14 protein-coding genes are annotated in these 22,889 nt (G+C 63.9%); 9 read left to right on the top strand and 5 right to left on the bottom strand.

Annotated elements, in window-relative coordinates; all coding sequences use genetic code 11:
- Positions 1-68: 68 nt before the first annotated feature.
- The 5 genes from GIY23_RS20610 (at position 69) to GIY23_RS20590 (ending at position 15,235) form a co-directional block, all read left to right on the top strand.
- Positions 69-5,006 (top strand): DEAD/DEAH box helicase, encoded by a 4,938-nt coding sequence (locus tag GIY23_RS20610; protein WP_222850191.1) that lies wholly within the window; start codon positions 69-71, stop codon positions 5,004-5,006.
- On the top strand, positions 5,003-7,882 hold the full coding sequence (locus tag GIY23_RS20605; protein ID WP_323845613.1) for a helicase-related protein: 2,880 nt from the start codon (positions 5,003-5,005) through the stop codon (positions 7,880-7,882). Before GIY23_RS20610 ends, GIY23_RS20605 begins: the two co-directional genes overlap by 4 nt.
- A gap of 317 nt (positions 7,883-8,199) precedes the next feature.
- The gene (locus GIY23_RS20600) at positions 8,200-11,928 is read left to right on the top strand and encodes an Eco57I restriction-modification methylase domain-containing protein (protein ID WP_228717416.1); all 3,729 of its coding nucleotides are present in this window, start codon (positions 8,200-8,202) and stop codon (positions 11,926-11,928) included.
- 2 nt (positions 11,929-11,930) lie between these two features.
- The gene (locus GIY23_RS20595; RefSeq protein ID WP_154078169.1) at positions 11,931-14,051 is read left to right on the top strand and encodes an AAA family ATPase; all 2,121 of its coding nucleotides are present in this window, start codon (positions 11,931-11,933) and stop codon (positions 14,049-14,051) included.
- Positions 14,052-14,074: 23 nt separating this feature from the next.
- Complete coding sequence (locus tag GIY23_RS20590) at positions 14,075-15,235, top strand: McrC family protein (RefSeq protein ID WP_222850190.1); 1,161 nt, start codon at positions 14,075-14,077, stop codon at positions 15,233-15,235.
- Between the two features lie 23 nt (positions 15,236-15,258).
- Here the strand turns inward: GIY23_RS20590 and GIY23_RS20585 are convergent, their stop codons facing one another.
- The 5 genes from GIY23_RS20585 to GIY23_RS20565 all read right to left on the bottom strand — a co-directional run bounded on the left by GIY23_RS20585 (position 15,259) and on the right by GIY23_RS20565 (position 19,432).
- Positions 15,259-15,900, bottom strand: coding sequence for a hypothetical protein (locus tag GIY23_RS20585; protein WP_154078168.1), 642 nt, complete (start codon positions 15,898-15,900; stop codon positions 15,259-15,261).
- Positions 15,897-16,523: a hypothetical protein gene (locus GIY23_RS20580; RefSeq protein ID WP_154078167.1), complete on the bottom strand. Its 627-nt coding sequence runs from the start codon at positions 16,521-16,523 to the stop codon at positions 15,897-15,899. The genes GIY23_RS20585 and GIY23_RS20580 overlap by 4 nt, the downstream gene beginning before the upstream one ends.
- Complete coding sequence (locus tag GIY23_RS20575) at positions 16,520-17,842, bottom strand: putative T7SS-secreted protein (RefSeq protein ID WP_154078166.1); 1,323 nt, start codon at positions 17,840-17,842, stop codon at positions 16,520-16,522. Before GIY23_RS20575 ends, GIY23_RS20580 begins: the two co-directional genes overlap by 4 nt.
- Positions 17,843-17,943: 101 nt before the next feature.
- On the bottom strand, positions 17,944-18,297 hold the full coding sequence (locus GIY23_RS20570) for a hypothetical protein (protein ID WP_154078165.1): 354 nt from the start codon (positions 18,295-18,297) through the stop codon (positions 17,944-17,946).
- A gap of 802 nt (positions 18,298-19,099) precedes the next feature.
- Positions 19,100-19,432, bottom strand: coding sequence for a TfoX/Sxy family protein (locus GIY23_RS20565; protein ID WP_154078164.1), 333 nt, complete (start codon positions 19,430-19,432; stop codon positions 19,100-19,102).
- 128 nt (positions 19,433-19,560) lie between these two features.
- Here GIY23_RS20565 and GIY23_RS20560 point away from each other — a divergent pair, with 128 nt between their 5' ends.
- The 4 genes from GIY23_RS20560 (at position 19,561) to GIY23_RS20545 (ending at position 22,597) form a co-directional block, all read left to right on the top strand.
- On the top strand, positions 19,561-20,142 hold the full coding sequence (locus GIY23_RS20560; RefSeq protein ID WP_154078163.1) for a GNAT family N-acetyltransferase: 582 nt from the start codon (positions 19,561-19,563) through the stop codon (positions 20,140-20,142).
- A 482-nt stretch (positions 20,143-20,624) separates the two neighbouring features.
- Positions 20,625-21,536, top strand: a complete 912-nt coding sequence (locus GIY23_RS20555; protein WP_154078162.1) for an IniB N-terminal domain-containing protein — start codon at positions 20,625-20,627, stop codon at positions 21,534-21,536.
- Between the two features lie 348 nt (positions 21,537-21,884).
- The gene (locus GIY23_RS20550; RefSeq protein ID WP_154078161.1) at positions 21,885-22,145 is read left to right on the top strand and encodes a sigma-70 family RNA polymerase sigma factor; all 261 of its coding nucleotides are present in this window, start codon (positions 21,885-21,887) and stop codon (positions 22,143-22,145) included.
- A 146-nt stretch (positions 22,146-22,291) separates the two neighbouring features.
- Positions 22,292-22,597 carry a hypothetical protein gene (locus GIY23_RS20545; protein ID WP_154078160.1) on the top strand — a complete coding sequence of 102 codons (306 nt, stop codon included), beginning with the start codon at positions 22,292-22,294 and terminating at the stop codon, positions 22,595-22,597.
- Positions 22,598-22,889: the final 292 nt, after the last annotated feature.

Below are 22,889 nucleotides of genomic sequence, written 5' to 3'. Positions count from 1 at the left end.
GGGGTGGAGGAGTAGGTGATCTCGTCTCGGCTGGCCAGTTGCATCCCGAATGCGAGCGAATCTTCCGGGTGGGCAAGCCTCCTACCGGAGAAGGTGGGCATCCGCTCGTCCTGCATCAACATCAGAGTGAAGCGATCGAAACTGCGGCCACCGGTGAGTCTTACGTGTTGACTACTGGAACCGGATCGGGGAAGTCGCTGAGCTACATCGTGCCGATCGTCGACCGCGTGCTGAGGGAAGGCAGCGGGCGCGGCATTCAAGCGATTGTCGTGTACCCGATGAACGCCCTGGCGAACAGCCAGATGGAAGAACTTGCCAAGTTCCTGGTTGCCGGTTATCCCGACGGGAGCCAACCCGTCACTTTCGGGCGTTACACCGGTCAAGAGGACGACGAAGCACGCAGGCGAATTCTGCAGAACCCTCCGGACATCCTGCTGACGAACTACGTGATGCTGGAACTGATCCTGACCAGGCCGGAGGAGCGTCGACAGCTCATCCAACAGGCCCGAGGGCTGCGGTTCCTGGTGCTCGACGAGCTGCACACCTACCGGGGTCGACAAGGCGCCGACGTAGCGATGCTCGTGCGCCGGACCCGGGATGCTTGCCAAGCCGCGAACACTCTGCAGTGCGTGGGCACGTCAGCGACTATGGCGACCGGTGAGACTAGGGCTGAGCAGCGGGTGGCGGTAGCCGAAGTTGCCTCCAAGATCTTCGGTGTAACTGTTCGACCCGATGCGGTCATCGGCGAGACGTTGAGTCGGACGTCTATCGAGCACGTGACTGACTCCGCTCAACTTGCGGAACGTGTCCGCGCCCGAGGCGATGCGGAGTCGGACGACAGCGCTTTGCACGCGGACTTCGATACTCTTCGCGGAGATCCGCTCGTCACGTGGATCGAGAATACGTTCGGTCTTGCCGAGGAACCGCACACGCGTGCGTTGGTCCGGCGTAATCCGAACACCGTGGAGCTTGCGGCGGCGAACCTTAGCGAGATCACCGGGATCGACGCCGAGAGTTGTGGCAACGCGATCCGCGCCACCCTCCTCGCCGGTTCAAGGGTGCGTGATCCCAACAACAACCGCCCGTTGTTCGCTTTCCGGCTGCATCAATTCCTCTCTAAGGGCGGGTCGGTGTATGCCACGCTCGAGTCGGTAGAGAGCCGGTCGATCGAGAGTGACTTCCAGGTTGAATTGCCTGGAGAGCGACGCCTCTATCCGCTTGCGTTTTGCCGTGAGTGTGGTCAGGACTATCTGATGGTCACGCGGGAACGAGCTGGCTCTGCGGAAGAGATGTTCAAGGCGCGACACGGCTTGCGGCCATCCGACGAGCATGACGGCTACCTGTACATTTCCTCCGAGAATCCCTGGCCGCAGGACCCCATCGCTGAGGACAGACTTCCATTCAGCTGGTTGGAGCGCTTTCCGGGCGGGACTCAGGTCATCAAGGCCCGGCAGGGAGATGTTCCTCGTCGCAAGTGGCTGCTGCCTGACGGTACTGCTGCGACGCCGGACGACCCGGGGACGACGGTGGCGGCTTGGATCCCGGGGAGTTTCCGATTCTGTTTGACCTGTGGTGTCGCTTACGAGGCTGCACGCAGCAGCGAACTCGCGAAGCTCGTCACGTTAGACAAAGAGGGCCGGAGCAGCGCCATGAGCATCATCGCCTCCAGCGTGTTGCGCTCCTTACATAGTGTCACCGACCCAGAGTTCGCCGACGACGCGAAAAAGCTTCTGACGTTCGTAGACAACCGGCAGGACGCCAGTTTGCAAGCTGGTCACTTCAATGACTTTGCGTTGGTCGTGCAATTGAGGGCCGCGATGTACCGGGCTGCGACTGAAGCGACCTCCTTGAGCACGCTCGATCTGGCGCCTGCAGTCACTAAGGCGCTTGGCCTGGACGCCGACGACTACGCGATGTCTCCGAACAGCATCCCACTGCGTTCTCGCGCCGAACGGGCTCTGCGCAACGTCGTGGAGTACCGGGCGATGCGAGACTTGCAGTACGGATGGCGGGTCACGCTGCCGAACCTGGAGCAAACGGGGTTGCTGCTGATCGAATACGAGGGACTCGATGAGCTGGCCGCCATGGACGCGCTCTGGTCCAAGGTCGATCCACACCTTGGTGCTGCGGCTCCGCGAGTGCGCAAGGAGATCATTAAAGTCCTCTTCGACGAGATGCGGCGCGTTCTCGCTCTGGAGTCGGAGGTGCTGACCCCGGACTTTGTCGACCGCCTTCGTCGTGAGAGCAGGGACCAGCTCGTCGGGTTGTGGTCAGTCTCCGAGCGCGAGCCGGATCCGCCGATCGGTATCGCGATCCCTGGGCCTGGCGGCAAAGGTGCGCCCAGGAATGCACTGCACCTCACCGGTCGTGGCGCATACGGCAGGTGGCTCCGTCAGGAGGAGAGATTCGGTGTCAAGCTCTCGACCACTGATGCTGACCAGGTCATAGAAAATCTACTCGGAGTACTGCACGATCAGGGTTACCTGACCGAGGTCGCCGAACTCGGTCGCACCGGTTACCGGCTGAACGTCTCGCTGATGGTGTTGCGTCCGGGTGACGGCGAGTCCGGCGTGACCAACCCGATCCGACAACGATTCGGGGCAGACCGCAAACCTCGCGTGGTGCCTTACTTCCGTGACCTCTACCGGGACACTGCCAGGGAGCTTGCAGGTTTCCGAGCTGCCGAGCATACGGCGCAGGTTCGCGCGGACACTCGAGAGGAACGGGAGCAGGAGTTCAGCTCTGCGAAGCTGCCGTTGTTGTTCTGCTCGCCGACGATGGAACTCGGTGTCGACATCCGCTCCCTCAACGCGGTGGGGCTGCGAAACGTGCCGCCGACGCCTGCAAATTATGCTCAGCGCAGTGGTCGTGCAGGACGTTCCGGTCAGCCGGCTTTAGTGGTGACCTACTGCTCGAGCGGTAATAGCCACGACACCTACTACTTCGAGCGTTCGGACCTCATGGTGGCGGGCAAGGTGCAACCACCTCGATTGGACTTGGCCAACGAGGACTTGGTGCGTTCACACGTCCATGCGATCTGGCTCGCCGAGACGGGGCGGAAGCTGGGCACGTCTATGTCCGATCTGCTCGACTTGGACCTGCCCGAGTTTCCGATCATTGACGAGGTTCGAGCCGACCTGTCTGACGCGGACGCGCAACGGCGAGCGCTGGCGGCCGCTGAGCACATGCTCAAGCCGCTGTACGAACAGTTCGGGCAGGAAGCGTGGTGGCATCCTCAGTGGGTCGCCGAAGCGGTAGAGCAGGCGCTAGTGGCTTTCGACGCTGCGTGTACCCGTTGGCGCCAGCTTTACCTCACGGTGAGAGCTGAACTCGACGCCGCTGCGGTTCATGCGCAGGACGCCTCAGCGAAGGCTACGGCTCGCCAGGACGCCGACCAGCGGTGGCGGGAGGCGCGTCAGCGAATGGAGCTGCTACTCAACCAGTCAGACAACTCTGGACAGAGCGACTTCTATCCGTACCGCTACCTGGCCAGCGAGGGTTTCCTTCCCGGCTATTCATTTCCTCGCTTGCCGCTCGCTGCCTACATCCCCGGTATGCGGGGCAGGGGCAACACTTGGTTGCAACGACCGCGATTCCTGGCGCTTTCGGAGTTCGGCCCGAAGGCACTCATCTACCACGAGGGCGCTCGTTACGAGGTCAGGCGCATCAACTTGCCGCGTGGCAGGGACGGTGCGGGCGCCGGGGAAGTCGTGCGCTCTCAAGCCCGTGTGTGTGCCTCTTGCGGCTATCACCATCCTCGTGAAGAGGGCGCCGACGTGTGCGATCACTGCGACGCGCCCCTTGGCAAGGCGCTGCAGGAGATGCTGCACATGCAGACGGTGGTGACCCGTCGGCGGGAGCGGATCAGCGCCGACGAGGAGGAACGCAACCGGGTCGGATTCGACATGCTGACCTCGTATCGCTTCGTACGTCGAGGGCGAACTCCCGGCTACCTCGCGGGGAGAGTGGCCGACGAGAACGATGACGCGACGGTCGCTGAGCTGTACTACGGCGACGCAGCTGAGCTCAGGGTGATCAACCTGGGTCGTAAGCGTCGCAAGAACAAGGATGTGCACGGGTTCTGGCTGGATCTGGTGCAAGGAACTTGGCTCAACGAGGCCGACACGGACACCGACACCAGCGAGGACGATGATTCGCCGAAGGCGGCGGACGTCAAGACCAAGGCTCGTGTCGTCCCGTTCGTGGAAGACCGTCGGAACATTCTCGTCTTTCGCTGGAATGATGCTGTCGACCAGGTACCCAGCGCCAGCTCTCCCACGAACGTCGAATCCACCACCCTGCAGTTCGCGCTTGAGCGCGGCATCGAGGCGGTGTTCCAGCTCGAAGATTCCGAACTGACCTCCGAGCTACTCCCGGATCAGGGACTGCGCGGCCGGACCATGTTCATCGAAGCCGCAGAGGGCGGAGCGGGGGTGCTACGGCGCATCCAGGCGGAACCCGATTCGTTGACCGAGGCCGCGCGGGAGTCGCTGCGCATCATCCACGCCGACCCAGACACTGGTGAGGACAGGACAGACGCCTGCGTCAAGGGTTGCTATCGATGCCTCTTGTCGTACGGCAATCAGGGAGTCCATGAGCTGATCGATCGGCGACGGGCGGTGCCGCACCTGCTCACGCTGGCTCGTTCACGTGTGCGGCCGGTCCCCACAGAGGCGTCACAGGATCACAAGGCCGACCCCGGCATCGTCGATCAAGCAGCGGGCTCCCGTGCCCAGCAGTTGTTGCGACTGATCGTCGAACGTGACCTGAGGCCTCCCGAGAAAGTGGACGTGGAGGTGACCGGCTACCGGGGCCGGGTCGATCTCGTGTACCGCGTCAACGGCATCACCACTGCCGTGGTCCTGGACGATCCGGGAGGAGGTCACCAACCGGACACAAGCATGCTTCAACTCGAAAGGGGGTGGAACGTTATCCGGGTGAAGGAAGATGAAGACATCGAAACCGTGATTGTCGGCAACCCGAGTGTGTTCGGATACGAAGCGTGAAGGCGGATAGTGTCGTGAGCGTCACCGAGAGGTTCACACCAGGCGCGCTGGTCAAAGCCCGGGGCCGGGAGTGGGTCGTGCTGCCGGACAGCACAGACGAGTTGCTGTTGTTGCGGCCGTTGGGTGGTGGCGACGCCGACGTTGCCGGGGTGCTGCGTGGCATCGAACCGGTCGAGTCTGCCACGTTCGCATGGCCGAGCTCTGAGGACCGCGGTGATGATCGAAGTGCTCGACTATTGCGCGACGCCCTGCGGATCGGGTTCCGCTCCACGGGCGGACCGTTCCGCAGCCTTGCCGGTCTGGCCGTCGACCCGCGCCCGTTTCAGCTCGTTCCGTTGCTGCTGGCATTGCGCCAGGACCCGGTGCGGTTGCTGATCGCAGATGACGTCGGGATCGGTAAGACGGTCGAGGCGGGACTCGTCGCTTCGGAACTTCTTGCTCAGGGCGACGCACGCGGCCTGACGGTGTTGTGCCCGCCATCGTTGGCCGAGCAGTGGGCGAAGGAGTTGGCGGAGAAGTTCAACCTCGACGCCGAGATCGTGCTGCCCGGCACCGTGACCCGGTTGGAACGGCAGTTGGAGTACGGCCAGTCCCTGTTCGAACGGTTTCCGGTGACGGTCGTCTCGACGGACTTCATCAAGGCCGATCGTCGGCGCGACGACTTCGTACGTTCCGCACCGGACTTGGTCATCGTCGACGAGGCGCACACCAGCGTCTCGGATGGAAAGGCTGGTTCACGAGGACGCACTCAGCGCTTCCGGTTGTTGCAGGAACTTGCCAAGGATGCAGAACGCAACCTGGTCCTGGTCACCGCGACCCCGCACAGCGGCAAGGACGAGGCTTTCCGCAACCTCCTGGGTCTTCTTGACGAGTCGCTGATCAACGCCGACCTCTCGGCCGACGAAGGTAGGGCACGGCTCGCTACGCACATGGTTCAGCGACGGCGTCGCGACATTCGTGAGTATCTGGGCGCAGAAACTCGTTTCCCCCGGGACCGCAAGACGCAGGAAGTGTCCTACTCACTCGCTCCGGCCTACAAGGAACTGTTCGAGGATGTGCTCGCCTACGTGCGGGAGCGTGTCTCCGATCGATCGGGCACGCGCCTGGAACAGCGGGTGCGCTGGTGGTCGGCCCTGTCGTTACTACGGGCGCTGGCATCGTCCCCCCGAGCAGCTGCTGCTACCTTGCGCACTCGCGCGCGGGCCGGCGATGCCGACACCGCCGAGCGGGCGGACGAGGTCGGCCAAGCCACCGTTCTGGACCCCGCAGGAGACGAAACAAGTGAGAACGCCGATCTGGTAGCAGGCGCGGTCGCTGAGGACCAGGAAGACATCAGGGCCCGGCGAATGCTCCGCGAGTTCCACGATCGCGTAGCCGAACTGACCGTCGAGGACGACACTAAGCTCACCACGGTCACGAAGCTCGTCAAGCAGTTGCTGAAGGATGGTTTCCAGCCGATCGTGTTCTGCCGGTTCATCCAGACCGCGCACTACGTCGCCGAGCACTTGCGCACCCAGTTGGAAAGAAGGCCGCTTCGGGCCGCCGTTGACGTCGTCACCGGTGAACTCGCTCCGGAGGACCGACAGGCTCGGGTGGAACGTCTCGCGTCCGCCGAGGAACCCAACCTTGTACTGGTCGCCACCGATGCCCTCTCGGAGGGCGTGAACCTGCAGGAGAGCTTCCAGGCTGTCGTGCACTACGACTTGGCCTGGAACCCGACGCGGCACGAACAGCGAGAGGGCCGCGTCGACCGATTCGGCCAGACCGCGGAGGTTGTCCGCGCGGCCACTGTCTACGGCGCGGACAACGGTATCGACGGTTTGATCTTGCAAGTTTTGCTTCGCAAGCATGAGGCGATCAGCCGCGATCTCGGTGTGAGCGTCCCGGTGCCTAGCCAGTCCGATCAAGTCATGGCCGCATTGGTGGAGGGCTTGTTGATGCGCGGACGCGATGCGGGGCAGATGACTCTTGACTTGGAAGCAAGTCAACAGCGTGATGATTTGCACGCGGAGTGGGATAGCACCGCCGAACGCGAGAAGCTTTCCCGGACTCGCTACGCGCAGCGCAGCATCAAGGACACCGAGGTACGACGAGAGTTGGAGGCTGCGCGCGCCGCGATGGGTGACCCGGGGGATGTTGCGGCGTTCGTGCGCACAGCGTGTGAAGAGCTTGGGCTGGCGGTGGTCGATGATGACACTGGCTTCACCGTCGAGCCGCACGGGTTGCCGCTGGGACTGCGAGACGCATTGGGGCGGCCCGATAGCCCGATGCGCTTCGACCGCGACCTACCGGCATCCACCCGTCATGCGAGTGTGCTGCGGCGTACTGACACGCGCGTGGGCGCTCTGGCCGGCTACGTTCTTGATGCTGCATTGGATCCCGCGCTTCCCGCTGAGCATCGGCCGGCTCGCCGGTGCAGCGTCGTCCGCACCGACGCCGTTACGGTGCCGACAACCGTGCTGCTCGCCCGGTTCCGTCTGCACGTGACACTGCCGTCCCGAAGTGGGGAGCGGGTCTCCGTCGCGGAGGAAGCCAGGACACTGGCTTATACGGGTCTGCCGAACTCCCCGACGTGGCTGCCTCCGGACGAGGTCGATGCGCTGCTGGCTGCGGGAGCCACCGCCAACACACCGGGCGATGTAGCCAGGAATATGGCCTCGGCTGTGCTGGAGAAGCTGCCGGCGATCACCCCGGAATTGGAACGCTTCGCGACAGAGCTTGCTGCTGAACTGCGTGAGACGCACGCGCGGGTGCGTCGAGCCGCGCGAGGTCGCACGTCGGGTGTGCTGGGCGTGAGCGGACTGGCGGTGACGCCGCAGTTGCCGGTGGACGTGCTCGGTGCGTATCTCTACTTACCAGCGGGAGGTGCACAATGAGCGGGCCGGGGTTGCAGGCGACTCGAGTGACCGGTGGGCTCGTCCCGCCCGCGTTGTTCGGCCGAATCCGATCCGGTGAGCTCACCGATGCTGAAGGTCTCAGTGCTCGGTCGTATCACTTGGCAGGTCGGGAGACACTTCGCGACGCTGCCAGCCGCGCGTGGACGTATCTGCGGGGTCGCTGGGAGGACTGGCGGAGCGCGGAGGCCCGGCCCGGTGATCACGCGGGCACTGGCCCGGCTCGCTCGGAATGGCTGAGCAAGCTGTTCGAACAGCTCGGGTACGGCCAGTTGCAGCCCACTCGCGGTGGTCTGCGGGTGGACGAGGACGAGTTCCCCATCTCGCATGTGTGGCAGCACGTTCCGGTGCACCTACTTGGCCCTGGCGTCGACCTGGATCGACGGAACCCAGGCGTGGCGGGCGCGGCTCGGGCTCCGCAGGCGATGGTGCAGGATCTGCTCAACCGTAGCGAGCATCATCAGTGGGCGTTCCTGTCCAATGGGCTACGGCTGCGGGTGCTGCGTGACTCGACCTCGTTAGCAGGCTCGGCCTACATCGAGTTCGACCTCGTCGAGATCTTCGACGGGCTGCTCTTCGACGAGTTCTTGTTGCTGTGGCAGCTCTGCCACGTCTCGCGCGTTGAGAAGCGCGGCGGCATCGACGCCCCTCCTGGAGATTGCTGGCTTGAATCCTGGCGCGAGGATGTGCGCACCTCCGGTACACGTGCGTTGGCGGAACTGCGTGTCGGTGTCGAGACAGCGCTGGAGGCGTTGGGTAGCGGCTTCCTCGGGCACCCGGACAACCACGAGCTCCGCGTCGCGCTACAGGATGGAGCGCTCACGCGCGAGGAGTTTCACCGTGCGCTGCTGCGGTTGGTGTACCGGCTGCTTTTCCTCAGCGTCGCCGAGGACCGCGCCCTGCTTCACGCTGAGGGCACCAGGACCGAGATCAAGCACCGTTACGCCGAGTACTTCTCGGTGGGCAGGCTGAGGCGCCTGGCTCGTGTGCGAACGGGCGGCCCGCACGCCGATCTGTGGGAGTCGCTGCGTCTGGTTCTGGCTGCGCTCGGCGGGGAAGGTCTCCCGCAGCTCGGTATTCCCGCCCTGGCGGGGCTGTTCGACCCCGCAGACCGCGCGCTGGACGGCTCGGCGGGCACTGTGGACTTGCTCGGCGAGGCGTCGCTGGCGAACAAGGACCTGCTCGCGGCGATGTACTCGCTGGGCTGGATCCGGTTTCGTGGTCAGCGCGTGCAGCCGGTCGACTACCGGAACCTCGATGCGGAGGAACTGGGCAGCATCTACGAGTCGTTGCTGGAACTGGTGCCCCGAGTCGACACCGCAGCGCGGGAGTTCCGGCTGGAGAAGGTCAGCGGCAATGACCGTAAGACCTCCGGTTCCTACTACACGCCCACAAGCCTGGTGAACGCGCTGCTGGACTCGGCGCTGGATCCACTGTTGACCGACGCCCGCAAGAATGCTGCGAACGCTCGCGAGTGGGAGAGCAACCTGCTCGCGTTGACGGTGTGCGACCCGGCTTGTGGTTCGGGGCACTTCCTGGTGGCCGCGGCTCGACGGGTTGCTCGTGAGTTGGCCGAGGCGAGGTCCGGGGAGGACGAGCCGACTCCTGCGGACGTGCACCACGCGCTGCGGGATGTCGTCGGACGTTGCCTTTACGGCGTGGACGTCAACCCGATGGCTGCCGAGCTGGCAAAGGTGTCGCTGTGGCTGGAGGCGCTGGAACCGGGCAAGCCGCTCGGGTTCCTCGACGCCCGCATCCGAGTCGGCAACAGCCTTCTCGGCACCACGCCAGCGCTGCTTGCGGGTGGGGTGCCGGATGAGGCATTCAAGCCGCTGGAGGGCGATGACAAGTCACTTGTCAACGCCTTGAAGAAGCGCAACAAGCAGGAACGAGAAGGTCAGCAGAGCCTGTTCGCCGGAGGTGGGGTCGAGTCGAACACTGAACTGGCAGACCATCGCGATCCCTTGTTGCAGTTGCTCGATGATCCCAACGCGGTCCGGACACAGGCGGCGCGATGGGAACTTTACGACTCGGGTGACGACAAGTTGGCACGCCAACGTGCCCAGGCTGATACCTGGTGCGCGGCGTTCGTGTGGAAGCTGTACAAGGGCTGCCCTGATGTGCCGACCACCGCCCTGGTCCGCACCGCGCTCGACAGTCCCGATGCCGTACCACCGGAGGTGGGTGAGGAGGTCACGCGCCTGGCCGAACAGTACGGTTTCTTCCATTGGCACCTGGAGTTCCCCGAGGTGTTTGAGGTGGCCGAAGACAGCGGTGGCGCTGGGCCGGAGGGTTGGTCGGGCGGCTTCTCGGTCCTGCTGGGCAACCCGCCGTGGGAGCGGGTCAAGCTGCAGGAGCAGGAGTTCTTTGCCGCGCGCGACCCTGAGATCGCGCGTGCTCCGAACAAGGCCGCGCGCAAGGCTCTGATCGACGCGTTGGTGGAAGGCGGCTCGTCGCCGTCGGGCCTCTCGCTGCATCGCGCGTACCTGGAGGCCAAGCGTCAGGCCGAAGGCGAGAGCGCCTTGCTACGCAACACCAACCGGTTCCCACTCACTGGACGTGGGGACGTCAACACCTACGCAGTCTTCGCCGAGACTTTCCGGGCGCTGACGGGCCCCTATGGTCGATCAGGGGTCATCGTGCCCACCGGAATCGCCACCGATGCCACGACACAGTACTTCTTCAAGGACCTCGTGGAGACGGCATCGCTGGCGAAGCTGTACGACTTCGAGAACCGCCGAGGAATCTTTGAAGACGTGGACAGCCGTACCAAGTTCTCGTTGCTGACAGTGACGGGGCGCGAGCAACGTGAACCGAGAGCGGATTTCGCGTTCTTCCTGCACGACCCGGCGGACATCGAAGCTTACTCGTTCTCGATGACCCCAGAGGAGATCTTGCTGCTCAACCCGAACACCGGAACCTGTCCGGTGTTCCGCAGCCGCCGCGACGCCGAGATCACCCTCGGCATTTACAAGCGCGTCCCGGTGCTGGTCAAGGACGGTGACCCCGACGGCAACCCCTGGGGCATCTCGTTCATGACGATGTTCCATATGTCCAACGACTCGCACCTGTTCCACACGCGCGAACAGCTCGAAGCCGACGGCTGGACCCTCGACGGCAACATCTTTACCCGCGGCGAACACCGCATGCTCCCGCTCTACGAGGCGAAGATGATCCACCATTACGACCACCGCTGGGCCACCTACGAGAACGGTGACTTTCGCGATGTCACCCTCGAAGAGAAATACAAGCCTGCATCAGTCGTCCTGCCCCGCTACTGGGTCTCTGAACAAGACATCCCCGTCGACAAGGTCGACAAAAATGGAAAGCGTCGCTACGTGTCGGGCGTTGCGAGTCGCCTGGAAAATAGTGATTGGCATCGCGAATGGCTTCTCGGTTGGCGAGATATATCCAGATCCACCGATGAGCGGACGATGATTAGCAGCGTGACTCCCCGCACGGCCACTCCAGACGGAACCCTACTAATGCTTCCAGCTGGAGTGCCCGTCTCGGGTCTAATTTCTTGTCTGTCTTCCTTTGTTTTTGACTTTGCGACAAGGCAGAAAGTCGGCGGAACGCACCTCAAATTCTATACTGTATACCAGCTTCCGGTGGCCTCTCCGTCTCAACTTGAAGGTGATGATGCGTTCTTCGAATCTCGTGTTCTCGAACTCACCTACACCGCGCACGAGATGGCCCCGTTCGCTCTGGACATGGGCGATACAGGCGCGCCCTTCCACTGGGACGAGGAGCGTCGTCCTTTACTCCGCGCAGAGTTGGATGCGGCTTTCCTCCATCTCTACGGCGTGAACCGGGAAGACGCGGACTACATCATGGAGACGTTCCCGATCGTGAAGCGCAAGGACGAGAAGGCCTACGGCGAATACCGCACGAAGCGGTTCATTCTGGAGATCTACGACCGGATGGCCGAAGCCATCCGCACCGGCAAGCCGTACCAGACCATCCTCGACCCACCGCCGGGCCAAGGGTTCCGCCACCCCGAGCGCGCGCTCGCGAAGGAGGCCTGACGATGACGGAACCAGTGCGTGTCGGTTTGCTGATGCGGACGTGCCTGGAAGTCCTCGCTGAAGCCGACGAGCCGATCCCTACGAGTGAGGCGTTGAAGCGGGTCGAGCAACGCATCGACTTGACATCGTACGAGAGCGGACCGGTCAACAGTTCCGGGCAGCCACGCTGGGAGAACAATCTGCGCTGGCGTAGCGGCGACATGACCACGATCGGGTGGATGTCCAAGAGGGACGGGCTGTGGACACTAACCGATGCGGGCGAAGCGGCGCTCGAGGCGTACGACGCCGAACGGGTGCTTACCGAGACGAACCGACGTAAGAAGGAGATCCACCGACAGAGGCAGCAAGCGACCGAAGCACTTGGCGGACTTCATCGACTCATCGCAGAGATCGTGGCCCTGGTCGAGCCGAGTGCATGGACGTCGTTCGACGACATCGCCGAGATCGCGAATGTTGAAGGGCAGCGGGTTGGTCACTTCCTCGCGAGCGGACAGACGAACATTCCCATGACTTACCGGGTGCTCAACCCGGACGGGTCGATACCAGAGGATTCTTTCCTTCCCTCGCGTCATCGGGGGATGGACGTGGCGAAGAAACTGCGCACCGAGGGCGTGGAGTTCGATCCGTCAGGATGTGCTTCCCAAGATCAGCGGCTCACGGCCGAGGACATTCGCGATCGGTTGAGCGAACTCGATGACTCCCCGCGGGACACGTCGAGCATCCGCGCCTGGTTAGTGCGTCCCCGTCCTGCCGGCCACGAACTGGTGGATCGGTGGCGCAGCGAGCAGTTCGTGTCGCTGGCTGGAACCCACCTCGGAGAGGTGTCGCCTGGCGACAGCCGCAAGGCCATCACCGAGGCCGTCGAGCAGGGCTACCAGCACCTCGATTACGCGCAGCGGATCACGCTGGCGGGTGAGTACTCGCAGTTCCTCAACGTCATGAAACCCGGCGACCAGGTTGTCACCGTCCTCGACGCTGAGGTGTACGTCGGCACCATCACCGGCGAAGCACGGAATGTCGGTGACACGAACGCACGATGGCAGCGTGACGTCGCCTGGCAGCAAGACACCATCGGCGCGGTTTCCGGCCTACAAGCACCTCTGCGAGCGGAGATCGAGCAGCAGGGCACCGTCGTCGACATCACCGGTGGCATGGACGTGCTTCGTCGCTTTCTCGACGACACGCAACCAGAAACGGGCACTGGGGAGGAACAACCGGCTCCGGCAACGGTGACACCGCAGCTTCGCCACGCCGACAGCGCGTTGTCGGCTGAGCTGCATCTCAATCAAACATGGTTGCAGGAAGTCGTCGACGTGCTGCGAGATCGTCGGCAGCTGGTGTTCTACGGGCCGCCGGGCACCGGCAAGACCTATTTGGCCCGCAAGCTCGCCCGGCATCTCACCGATCCTGAAGCCGTTGAGCTGGTGCAGTTTCATCCCTCGTACGCCTACGAGGACTTCTTCGAGGGATACCGCCCCCAAGTCTCCGATGACGGCACCGCTGGTTTCGCGCTGACCCCTGGACCGCTGCGGCGACTGGCCGCGAACGCGCGAGACGATCCCGCTCGCGCCTACATCCTCATCATCGACGAGATCAACCGGGCCAACCTGGCGAAAGTCTTCGGCGAGCTGTACTTCCTGCTGGAGTACCGCAACGACAAGATCCAGCTGCAGTACTCACCAGGACAGTCGTTCAGTCTTCCCGCGAACGTGTTCTTCATCGGCACCATGAACACCGCCGATCGCTCCATCGCACTGGTGGACGCAGCCATGCGACGACGGTTCGCCTTCGTCGAGCTGCACCCGGACGAGTCACCGATACGTGAGCTGCTTCCCAACTGGCTCGCGGCCAGCGGCAAGACCGATCAGCGCGCAGAACTCCTGGCGGCGATCAACGCGGCGATCGGCGCGGAGGACCGCGACTTCCAAATCGGCCCGTCGTACCTGATGACACCCGAGGCCGAGCTGGAAGGCGGTCTCAACCGGATCTGGCAGTACTCGATCCTGCCGCTGCTGGAGGAGCACTACTATGGGCGGCTCACTCGTGACCAGGTCCACGCGCGATTCGGGCTGGCCACGATACAGCGAGCCCTGATCCGAGGTGAGCGGTCCGAGGACACATGATGACCCGGACACGGCACCGCTACGTGCTGGCTGAGAACGACCGCAGCGGCGTTCCCGCCGCACTCGGGGCGCAGCAGGCACACGCGCTTCGTGAAAGTGGTCTTGTCGATGTCCGCTGGGAAGGCGACGGCTCCTCCCTCTTGGTTCCGCGAGGACGAGTCGGTGCGGTCAACGTCGACGGTGTCGATGTGATCGTCACCCCCAAAGTCGGCATTGCTAGGCTGCTGTTCCTGCTTGGCTACGCCCGCGACCCGGGGTTCCGCCCCGAGGACGTCGAAGGTATTCAAGAGGATGATCTCTGGGCAGCCGTCGCTGAGACGGTGTGTCGGCACGCCGAACGGGCGCTAGCGCGAGGAATCCTTCAGGGCTACGTCACCGAAGACGCCGCGCTCACCGTCATGCGGGGCCGGCTCCGGATTGCAGATCAGATTTCGCGCAGGCCAGGGATGTTGCTGCCTCTGGAAGTGCGCTACGACGAGTACTCCGTCGACATCCCCGAGAACCGCTTGCTACGCACTGCGATACGCCGAGTGCGCGCCCTGCCACGCCTCCGTGAGGAACTGGTGGCGCGGCTGCGGCATCTCGATGCCCGGTTGGACGGAGTCGTGCCACTGGTCACCGGTGCCCCACTCCCCGAGTGGCAACCCACGCGATTGAACACCCGCTACCAGTCGTCACTGCGGTTGGCGGAGATGGTGCTGCGCATGATGTCGTTCGAGGTCGGATCAGGCGGAATCGACGTCGCAGCGTTCGTGGTAGACATGGCTACGGTGTTCGAGAACTTCGTCGCGCTGGCATTGGGAGAAGCGCTCTCCAGTCGTCCGGGAGCGACCATCCCGCAGTACCCTGCGTGCCTTGACCGGGACGGCGAGATCCGGATGAAAGTGGATGTGGTGCACGTGGTCGACCGCATTCCCCGCATCATCGCCGACGCCAAATACAAGCTCGCTGACTCGGCGGGCCGCTATCCCAACGCCGACCATTACCAGATGCTGGCTTACTGCACCGCGCTCCAGCTCCCCAAGGCATGGCTCGTCTATGCCAGTGGCGACGGCAGTGCACGACCGCGTCGAATCCTCAACTCGCCGGTGAGCGTTATCGAGTACCCGCTCGACCTCGCCACCTCGCCCGGGGAATTGGTCAGGCAGGTGGCGATCCTCGCCGACCGGGCCTGGGACGAGTGAACCATCGCGGATCCACGTTTCCGCTACCAGTCCGTGGGTTCTTCGTGTGGTGTCCATTCGACTGTTTCGAAGAGCCCGCTCGCCATGTCGCAAATGTCTTCCCAGTCTTCCGTGTTGTTGCTGGTGACCGAGACACCCAGAAGTCCGTTGCCGGACGGGTTCGGGATCCACGCCGTGATCGCGTGGCTGATGACGTCGATGGTCTGGTCGTTTGCCGTAAGCGTGCTGGTGCTGGCGGTACGGGTCACAACAGTCTGACCAGCTGGCAGCGGGACCTGTTCCACTTCCGTCCCGGATTGGTTGCGGTGGTACTTCTCCAGTCCGTCGGCCGCCACACGTGCTGAAGGATGCTCGGATGGCAGCAGGAAGCAACTCACGACGACCATCAACGGTCGGTCCGCCTGCTTTGCGGAGCGGAAAACTGCAGCCGCCGTGTAGTGGGCACCACCAGCCTCGGTCGAAGCTCCGAGGGTCATCAGCATCGCCGCGACTCCGGCGAGGCTTTGATCGACCTCTGTATCCGCGGGCAGCCCGAATCGGGACGCGATCGCCATGGCGAGCGTGCGTAGTTTCTCGTCGGTCGGTTCGCCGCGGGGCAGCTCGATGAACCCGTCAGGGAGTGTGAGGGAGTAGTTGGGTAGCTGCTGGGTGCGGGAGGTGGTCACCGCTGATCGTTCCACGTGGACTTGACGAAACGAGTGACAACCTCGCGTTCGTCGATAGTGGGACAAAAAAGGACACGGTTCCGGTCGCGCCAGGTGATTTCGATGCTGTTTACCGCAGCATGGTGGAACCGAACGTCTGCACTCTCATCGGTCTGCCAAATCACCTGCGGCGGAGAATCTTTGTCATTCATCACGAGCACCGCCAAGCGTGAATTCGAAAAGACGATCCACAGGTCACGAGAGGCCCGCTTGACCGTGTCAATAACCGCCGTAGAGGCTGGGTTCTGCGTCGAACCAACTACCGAGACGACACCGGGAGTGATTCCCTTCTTCGCGGGCGGTTTGGTCACCCCAGCGTCATCAAGGCCTTGCCGAATCCAGCCGTAGAGAAACCACACAGGAAAGAGTACGACAAGCTGGGCAACCCAGAGAACTCTATACCACAGGGGTTTCGTGCCAAACTCCCCTCGGCCAGTGAACTCCTGTAGGTCGAAACGCTGGCGATGGAAGGAGATGGCCTCACAGCGGTCTGCCCAGCTGCCTTGGCCCCATTGCCGGAGCGCTGCTCTCTGCTGTTCACGTGCCAGCACTTGAGCGCTTGTCCTTTTGTTGCTCATGATCATCCGATCTTCTGCTGGATCCGGGATTCCACCTGGCCAGACCCGTAATCGACAGCTTCGGCCGTGGCAACCTTCTTGACCGCCTCAGTACCGGCACCGGCTGCGATGCCGGCATTGGAAAACGGATCCTTAATGTCCATTCTCGTGAGCTTGTTGAACAAGTCGACCGATTTCCCGTGGGTGAAAGCTGCAGCGTTGTCGATCGCTTCTTTCGGACTTGCCTTAAGATCCGCCATCGTGGTTGGGGTGATGTCAACCTTCCCGTTGACTCCGGTAACGTGCCTCAGTGCCTTCGACTCGGTCGTCACCTTGCCCGTCCCCGTCAGAGCTTGGCTCGCTTTCGCTGCCTTACCTGTCCCTTGCGCGGCTACGCTTGTTTTTGCCACCTGTGAAGCTGCGTTCTTGGCGCCCGCGAGGATGCGGCCACCGGGGATGACGCCGACAGCGTCGGTGGCGATTTTCCCCCAGGACACATCAGCTCCACCTGCCTTGGCGAGTGCGTTGACGCCCAACGCCGCGGCACTGACCGTCATCGCGGCTCCAGCGGTGACAGCGTTTACTCCGGGTATCCACGATGTAGCCAGCGCGACGACACCGAGCACGGTCCCGACCGTGCTGAGCACGTCGCCGACTTGTTTGAGTTCGTCGGCGTGGTCTTGGACCCATTGCCATGCCTTGTCCGCTGCCTCGCTGATGCTCTCTCCGAGCTGTTCGAGGGCGTTGCTGAGGCGTTCCAGTAGTCCGGGCTTGTCGGGAGCTTCGTCGGCTGCACGCCGTAACGCGTCTTCGACGTCTTTGGCCACATCGTCGTGTTGCTGCAAGAGACGCTTGGCCTGCTCGACAATCGCTTCGAGGTCGGCATTGGCCTTGTTGACTGCTGATTGAGCGGCCGTCAGCTTCTGCTCAGCCGCTTGCAAGGATGCCTGGTCGGGGAAGTGCTGTCCGGCCAATCCCAGATCTGGGTTCGATTCAGCCTGACGGACGTGCTGTTTAGCGGCAGCGGCCTCGGCCTCGTAGTGCTGGGCCTTCTGCTGCATCGAGCTCAGGTTGTGCGACCACTGGGTCAGTGTCTTCGAGGCACCGCCGAGCGAGCGGTGCGCTTGATCCAGGTATTTCGGCAGCTCGCCCACACTGCCCAGGAACGCCTCTGCGGCCTTCCCTTCCCACATTCCGTCCTGGTGACCGATCTTCCCCAGAGCTTCGTGAGCATTCCCCATCTTGGTCGCCACCCGCTGAAGATCCGCGGCCACGGACTCCACCGTGGTCACGGTGCCGGGGGCGGGATCGAACCCTAACGCCGGGTACTCGGCGGTTCCAGCCATCCGCGATGTCCTAGTCCTGTCAGTTGTTGCTGTCGCCGTCGCACGTCACGCATTCGCGCGCAGCCCGGGTGATCTGGTCATCCGGGTTGAAGATGCCTCCACTACCCGGACAGGCGTTGCTCGATATGCGACGACTGCCCCTCCCCGGCTCCCGCCTGACTTCCGCCCGTCGGCGCCTGCGAGGCCTCGCCCGCAGCAGCGACGAGACTCGCGACCTCGTTCTCGAGCTTGGCGTAGGTGGACCGGGCGACACCGAGAGCATCGCTGGTCGCCTTGGCTCCTTCGGAGATCTTGCTGATCCCGTCCGACCATGTGTCCCGAAACTCCTCGCTGGCAGTGTCGATACCGGGCGTTCCCAGGTCATGGCCTTTCGCATTGCTCAACGCCTTGTTCGCTGCGGTGATGTCGTCGGCAGCACGATCCAGATCGTTGATCAGCCGAGTCAGCTTCTCCATGCTGACGTGGTAGCCGTCGACCACAAAGCCTCCCCCGTCGGATGGTCACAGCTTGAGCACGGTAGCAAGCGCCACGCCGTCTGTGGCCAATACTCGGAGAAGTTGAGATCGACCGCACCGTCTTCGCGGGTCAGCGGTCTGATTGCGGACCTATTCAGGGTAATTGTCCGCTTGGTCGGACCGGAGACACGAGTTCTGACAAACCTGAGCGGTCTTCGTCACCTAAAGGTGAGCGCGGCATGACGAATAGCGGATGTTCTGGTCCTCATGTGGCCAATGCGTGGCCACCCGCGACCACCAGAGATCGGCTGGCACATATTCCTGCAGGTCAGAGCGCGATGAAACAGGGCGGACCGTGAGCCTGTAAATCAGCCGGCATTGCCTTCAGAGGTTCGAATCCTCTACCTGGCACACCAGCAAGAACACCCCCTGACCTGCACAGACAGGCCAGGGGGTGTTTTTCGTGCTCCCCGGCTGTGTCCGACCCTGTTCCGCTCTCTACGGGTGTCTGTGGCCAATACGTGCCCGCAGGCGCTCGTCCGGAGCCGCTACATTCCGCCGTGAGTCTTTTTGGTTGCTGGAGCCACCAAAAAGGCTCACGCCTGTCGTGCACGGTGAACTCGTGGGCCCGGTGTCCGGGTCTGCTGCGGTCCCCGGAGCCAACCAGCCAAACCGACACCGCGGCGGCATCATCGGCGTGCTTGCCGAGCGGATCGGCTCAGTGGCCGGGCGAAAATCGGCTCGCCGCGCTCAGTGCCCGCCTCGCGTGAGAAGGAGATTCCTCGACATCGTCCGCTGAACGCTATTTCGGCGGCAGGGACCGCGTATATCCGAGACCCAGGGACACCCAGCGGGCCAGCTGCTTCCGGGTGTGAAGGCGCTCCGGCCCGACCTGGACCCACCCTCGCATCGGTCGACCGCGCATGACGACCGGATCCGCCTCCCCGGACTCGGTCAGCTCGTCCGACGTGTCCGGGGCGACGTGAACCATGATGTCTCCTTCGCTGCCGACGGCGACCGCCATGTTTCCGTTGAGGAGGAATGCCAACCCGCCGAACATTCGCTTCTCCGTCAGGTCCGGCTCTGCTCCGATCACCTCACGGACCCGATTCGCCGAGTCCTCGTCGTGGGCCACCCGTCAGAGCGTAGTGGACCAGCGGGTACGGCGTTCCCCAGTTGTTCAGCACGACGAAGCTCAGCGATCAGGAAACGCCCGGGTCACAATGGCGACTCGTTGTCGGTCGGCTGTGGTGAGCTTGCTTCATGGAGTGGGAGACGCGTCCGCTGACGCCCGAGCGCTTCGAGGACTTCGCTGATGTCGTCAATCGCGCTCGCCGGAGCAACCATTGTTGGTGCCTGTCTCACCGTTTGCAGTCCGCCGAGATCGAACACCTCGGCGACGGCAGCCGCGAGCAGGCGATGCGTCGGCTGTGCGAGCGTGACCCTCCACCCGGGGTGGTGACGTACCGGGACGGTGAGCCGGTCGGGTGGTGCAACATCGGGCCACGCTCGGAAATCACGCGGCTGAGCCGCTCGCGGTTGATCCGTCCCCTCGACGACCTGCCTGTCTGGAGCGTCGTCTGTGTCATCGTCCGTCCCGGTCGTCGTCGCCAAGGCGTGACGGCACCACTGCTCGAAGGCGCGGTCGCCTACGCCGCCGCGCACGGTGCCCCGGCGGTGGAGTCGTACCCCGTCGACCCACCGGAGCGGATGGACCTGACCATGGCATTCGTCGGGACGAGAGCGATGTTCGAACAGGCCGATTTCCGGGTGGTGGGCACGACCGATGCCGTGGCAGGTGGGATGCCACGTCTGGTGATGCGGCGTGACCTGCGTCGAGCATGATCGAGCAGGCGCGAAGCAGGGTGCTCACCGTTTCGGGTGGAGCACGACCTCAACGAGCCTTCGCTCGGTGCGAACTCGATCCCGAGTCGGGTCAGCGGGCTTTGATCAACGACGAGCTCTGCGAAACCCGTCGTTTCCCGAGAAAGTCGAGTGCGTTCACTATCCCCGCAGTGATACCAACCACAATTCGAGAGTATCGCTGGTCCGTGTTCGTAGCGGGCTTGCTCGTGGTTTGGTCCGTGCAGTAGATTTTTCGTATCTTACCGGACGGTAACGTGTGCTGCGTCATCTGAATTGTTCAGAGTGGACGTGTTCCCGACGGGTTCCGGGTTCCTGTGCAGCGGGTTTGGGCGCCGAGCGCGCATTTCCCCTAATAGAGAATCGTGGGATGGGGGAATGTCCCCGATCCGGGTGGGCCGCTGAATTCTTAGTATCGCTGGTGTAGCGACAACGCCCGGTACTGGCACGACACGGGAGACGGCATGGCCCTGACGGTGCACGAGTTCTTGACCAAGCTCGTCGCCGACGATCAGGCTGCTTCGGCGTTCGCCGCCGACCCGGACGGGTCCTTGCGGGCGGTCGGGCTCGAGCAGCTGTCGGCCCCTGATCTCGCACAGGCCGTGGGCCTGGTGATCGACCAAGCCCCGGTCGAGGCGGTCGAGGCCTATGCGCGGGCCGTGCAGCCCGGCCTGGACACCCTCGCCGGTAGCCAGCACGTGGCGTTGAGCTACCCGATGCCACTCGAGACGCCACTCGAGGCAGACGACGCGAACGAGAGGGAATTCAACGTGCCTACCCCTGAGATTTTCTCCGCGGCCGGTGACGTCGACGAGACGATGCGTCCCGTGGCGAGCCAGTCGGAGGAGACGACCAACACCGACATCGACAACACCGAGAACACCGAGCAGAACGTCGGCTCGGGCAACGAGGTCGGCTCGGGCAACGAGTTCGCTGTCGACGGGCTGGTCGGCGACATCCAGCCGGGCGACGTCAACGTGGGCAACGTGGCCGGCAACGGCGTGACCGACGTGGTCGGTGGCGTGCAGGGCGCGGTCGAGGGTGGCGACGTCACCGGCGGCCTGCAGGACCTCGGTGGCGTCAACGACGTCGTGGGCGGCGTGACCGACACTGTCCAGGGCGGCGACGTCATGGGCACGGTCGGCGACCTCGCCGGCGCCGGGGATGTCACCGGGGGGTTGCAGGACCTCGGTGGTGTGACCGGTGGTGTGACCGGCACGGTCGAGGACGTCACCGGTGAGCTGCCGGTCGACGGTGCCCTCGAGGGTGTGATGCCCGAGACCGGTGTGACCGCCCCGGTCAACGCGGTCGAGGACGTCACCGGCGGCCTGGAGAACACCGCGGGCGACCTCACCGGCGGCGCACTCGACTTCTGAGGCTTCCCGCCACGATTCACCCCGGGGCAGGCGGGTTCTCCCAGCCCCGCCTGCCCCGGTCCCGGGTGTGAGCACGGGAACGAGCCCATGCCCGAATCGGGAAGCGTTCCAGTAGTCCCGGGCGCACCACGATCGACCCTCCACTCCGCATGTGGAGGCGACCCCCCGGGCGAAGCCGGGCCGCTCTCCCGGTCCGCAGATCGGCCCTGCCGGGCCACCCCTCCCTCCAGCGCCCGGCGGGGCCGATATCGGCGATACGTCCGGGTTGTCGCACAATTCCGAGTGATGCTCCCTCGTCCCGGACCCCGAGCCCGGCGACGCCCGCGATCACACCGCCGCGAGCGGACCGTGCCCTCGACGGCCGCGTTGCTCGCCGAAGTCGCCGACGGCGACATAGGGGCCTTCGCCGCGCTCTACGACGACATCGCGCCCTCGATGTTGGCCACAGCGCTGGACATCACCGGTGATCTCGCCAGCGCCGAGACAGCCACCCACGCCGCCCTGGTCGAGATCTGGCACACCGCCCCGCGCTGCGCCGACGCAGTCAGCGATGTCGCTACCTGGGCACGCGCGATCGCCGCCGCCCACGCCCGAAGCCACCCGCTCTGACGGGCTTCCCCGGATGCCCGAGCTCAGACGCTGTCTGTGGTCTGCGGTGGTGGTTCCGCACAGCCGGTTCGCGTAGGCGGCGGACAGTGTCGGGACGGTGGGCCGACCACAGCCCTTAGCCCACGCGACCACTTACCATCGGCGTTGTGGATATTCGAGCGGCTCAAGCCGACCGTGCCGAAGTGCTGGCCGCGTTCCTGCGCGAGCATCCCGTGCCGCTGGTCACTTGGCGCCTGAGCAGCCTGGACGGTTCCATCGAGGGCCAGCTCTACCGGGACGACATCAACGACAGCCTCGCGGACCTGACCACCCTCGCGGACCTGCTCGGCACGGAGGTCACGGAAGAGACCTCCGAGGAAAGTGAGTCCTGGACCCAGCAAGCCGTACACGGCCACTACCAGCGGACACCCATCACGGTGTACGGGCACATCACGGTGGCACCAGGCGACTAGGGCCGTGAGTTCGTGCTGGCATGCTGGACCGATTGAGCATTCGTGAGCTCTGTGGTGTCCGCACGGCGGGTTGCGGCATCCGCCGACGTGCATCGACGCGACGGACGAGCGACCTTCCCGCATATTGGGAACGACGAACTGTGACACATGCCGACTACTCGGGAGTAGTGCGCGCCCCGGGTAGCCGGTAGAGTGCGCGGAACTGACCGTAGTGCAACGGCGCATCCTGGTGTCAGTGCCTGAACATCTTGGGCGCCCTCAGGTCGCTAAGGTCGTTGTCGCTGGTCCTTCG

This window comes from Allosaccharopolyspora coralli, from assembly GCF_009664835.1.
GTDB lineage: Bacteria > Actinomycetota > Actinomycetes > Mycobacteriales > Pseudonocardiaceae > Allosaccharopolyspora > Allosaccharopolyspora coralli.
Note: the sequence above shows the minus strand (reverse complement) of the source record. Positions and strands in the feature narration are given on the sequence as shown.

Bases quoted from the DNA above. Each gene is read 5' to 3' on its own strand.
- GIY23_RS20580 (WP_154078167.1), bottom strand. From the start codon at position 16,523: ATGATCATGAGCAACAAAAGGACAAGCGCTCAAGTGCTGGCACGTGAA.
- GIY23_RS20595 (WP_154078169.1), top strand. From the start codon at position 11,931: ATGACGGAACCAGTGCGTGTCGGTTTGCTGATGCGGACGTGCCTGGAA.
- GIY23_RS20570 (WP_154078165.1), bottom strand. From the start codon at position 18,297: ATGGAGAAGCTGACTCGGCTGATCAACGATCTGGATCGTGCTGCCGAC.
- GIY23_RS20560 (WP_154078163.1), top strand. From the start codon at position 19,561: ATGGAGTGGGAGACGCGTCCGCTGACGCCCGAGCGCTTCGAGGACTTC.
- GIY23_RS20555 (WP_154078162.1), top strand. From the start codon at position 20,625: ATGGCCCTGACGGTGCACGAGTTCTTGACCAAGCTCGTCGCCGACGAT.
- GIY23_RS20575 (WP_154078166.1), bottom strand. From the start codon at position 17,842: ATGGCTGGAACCGCCGAGTACCCGGCGTTAGGGTTCGATCCCGCCCCC.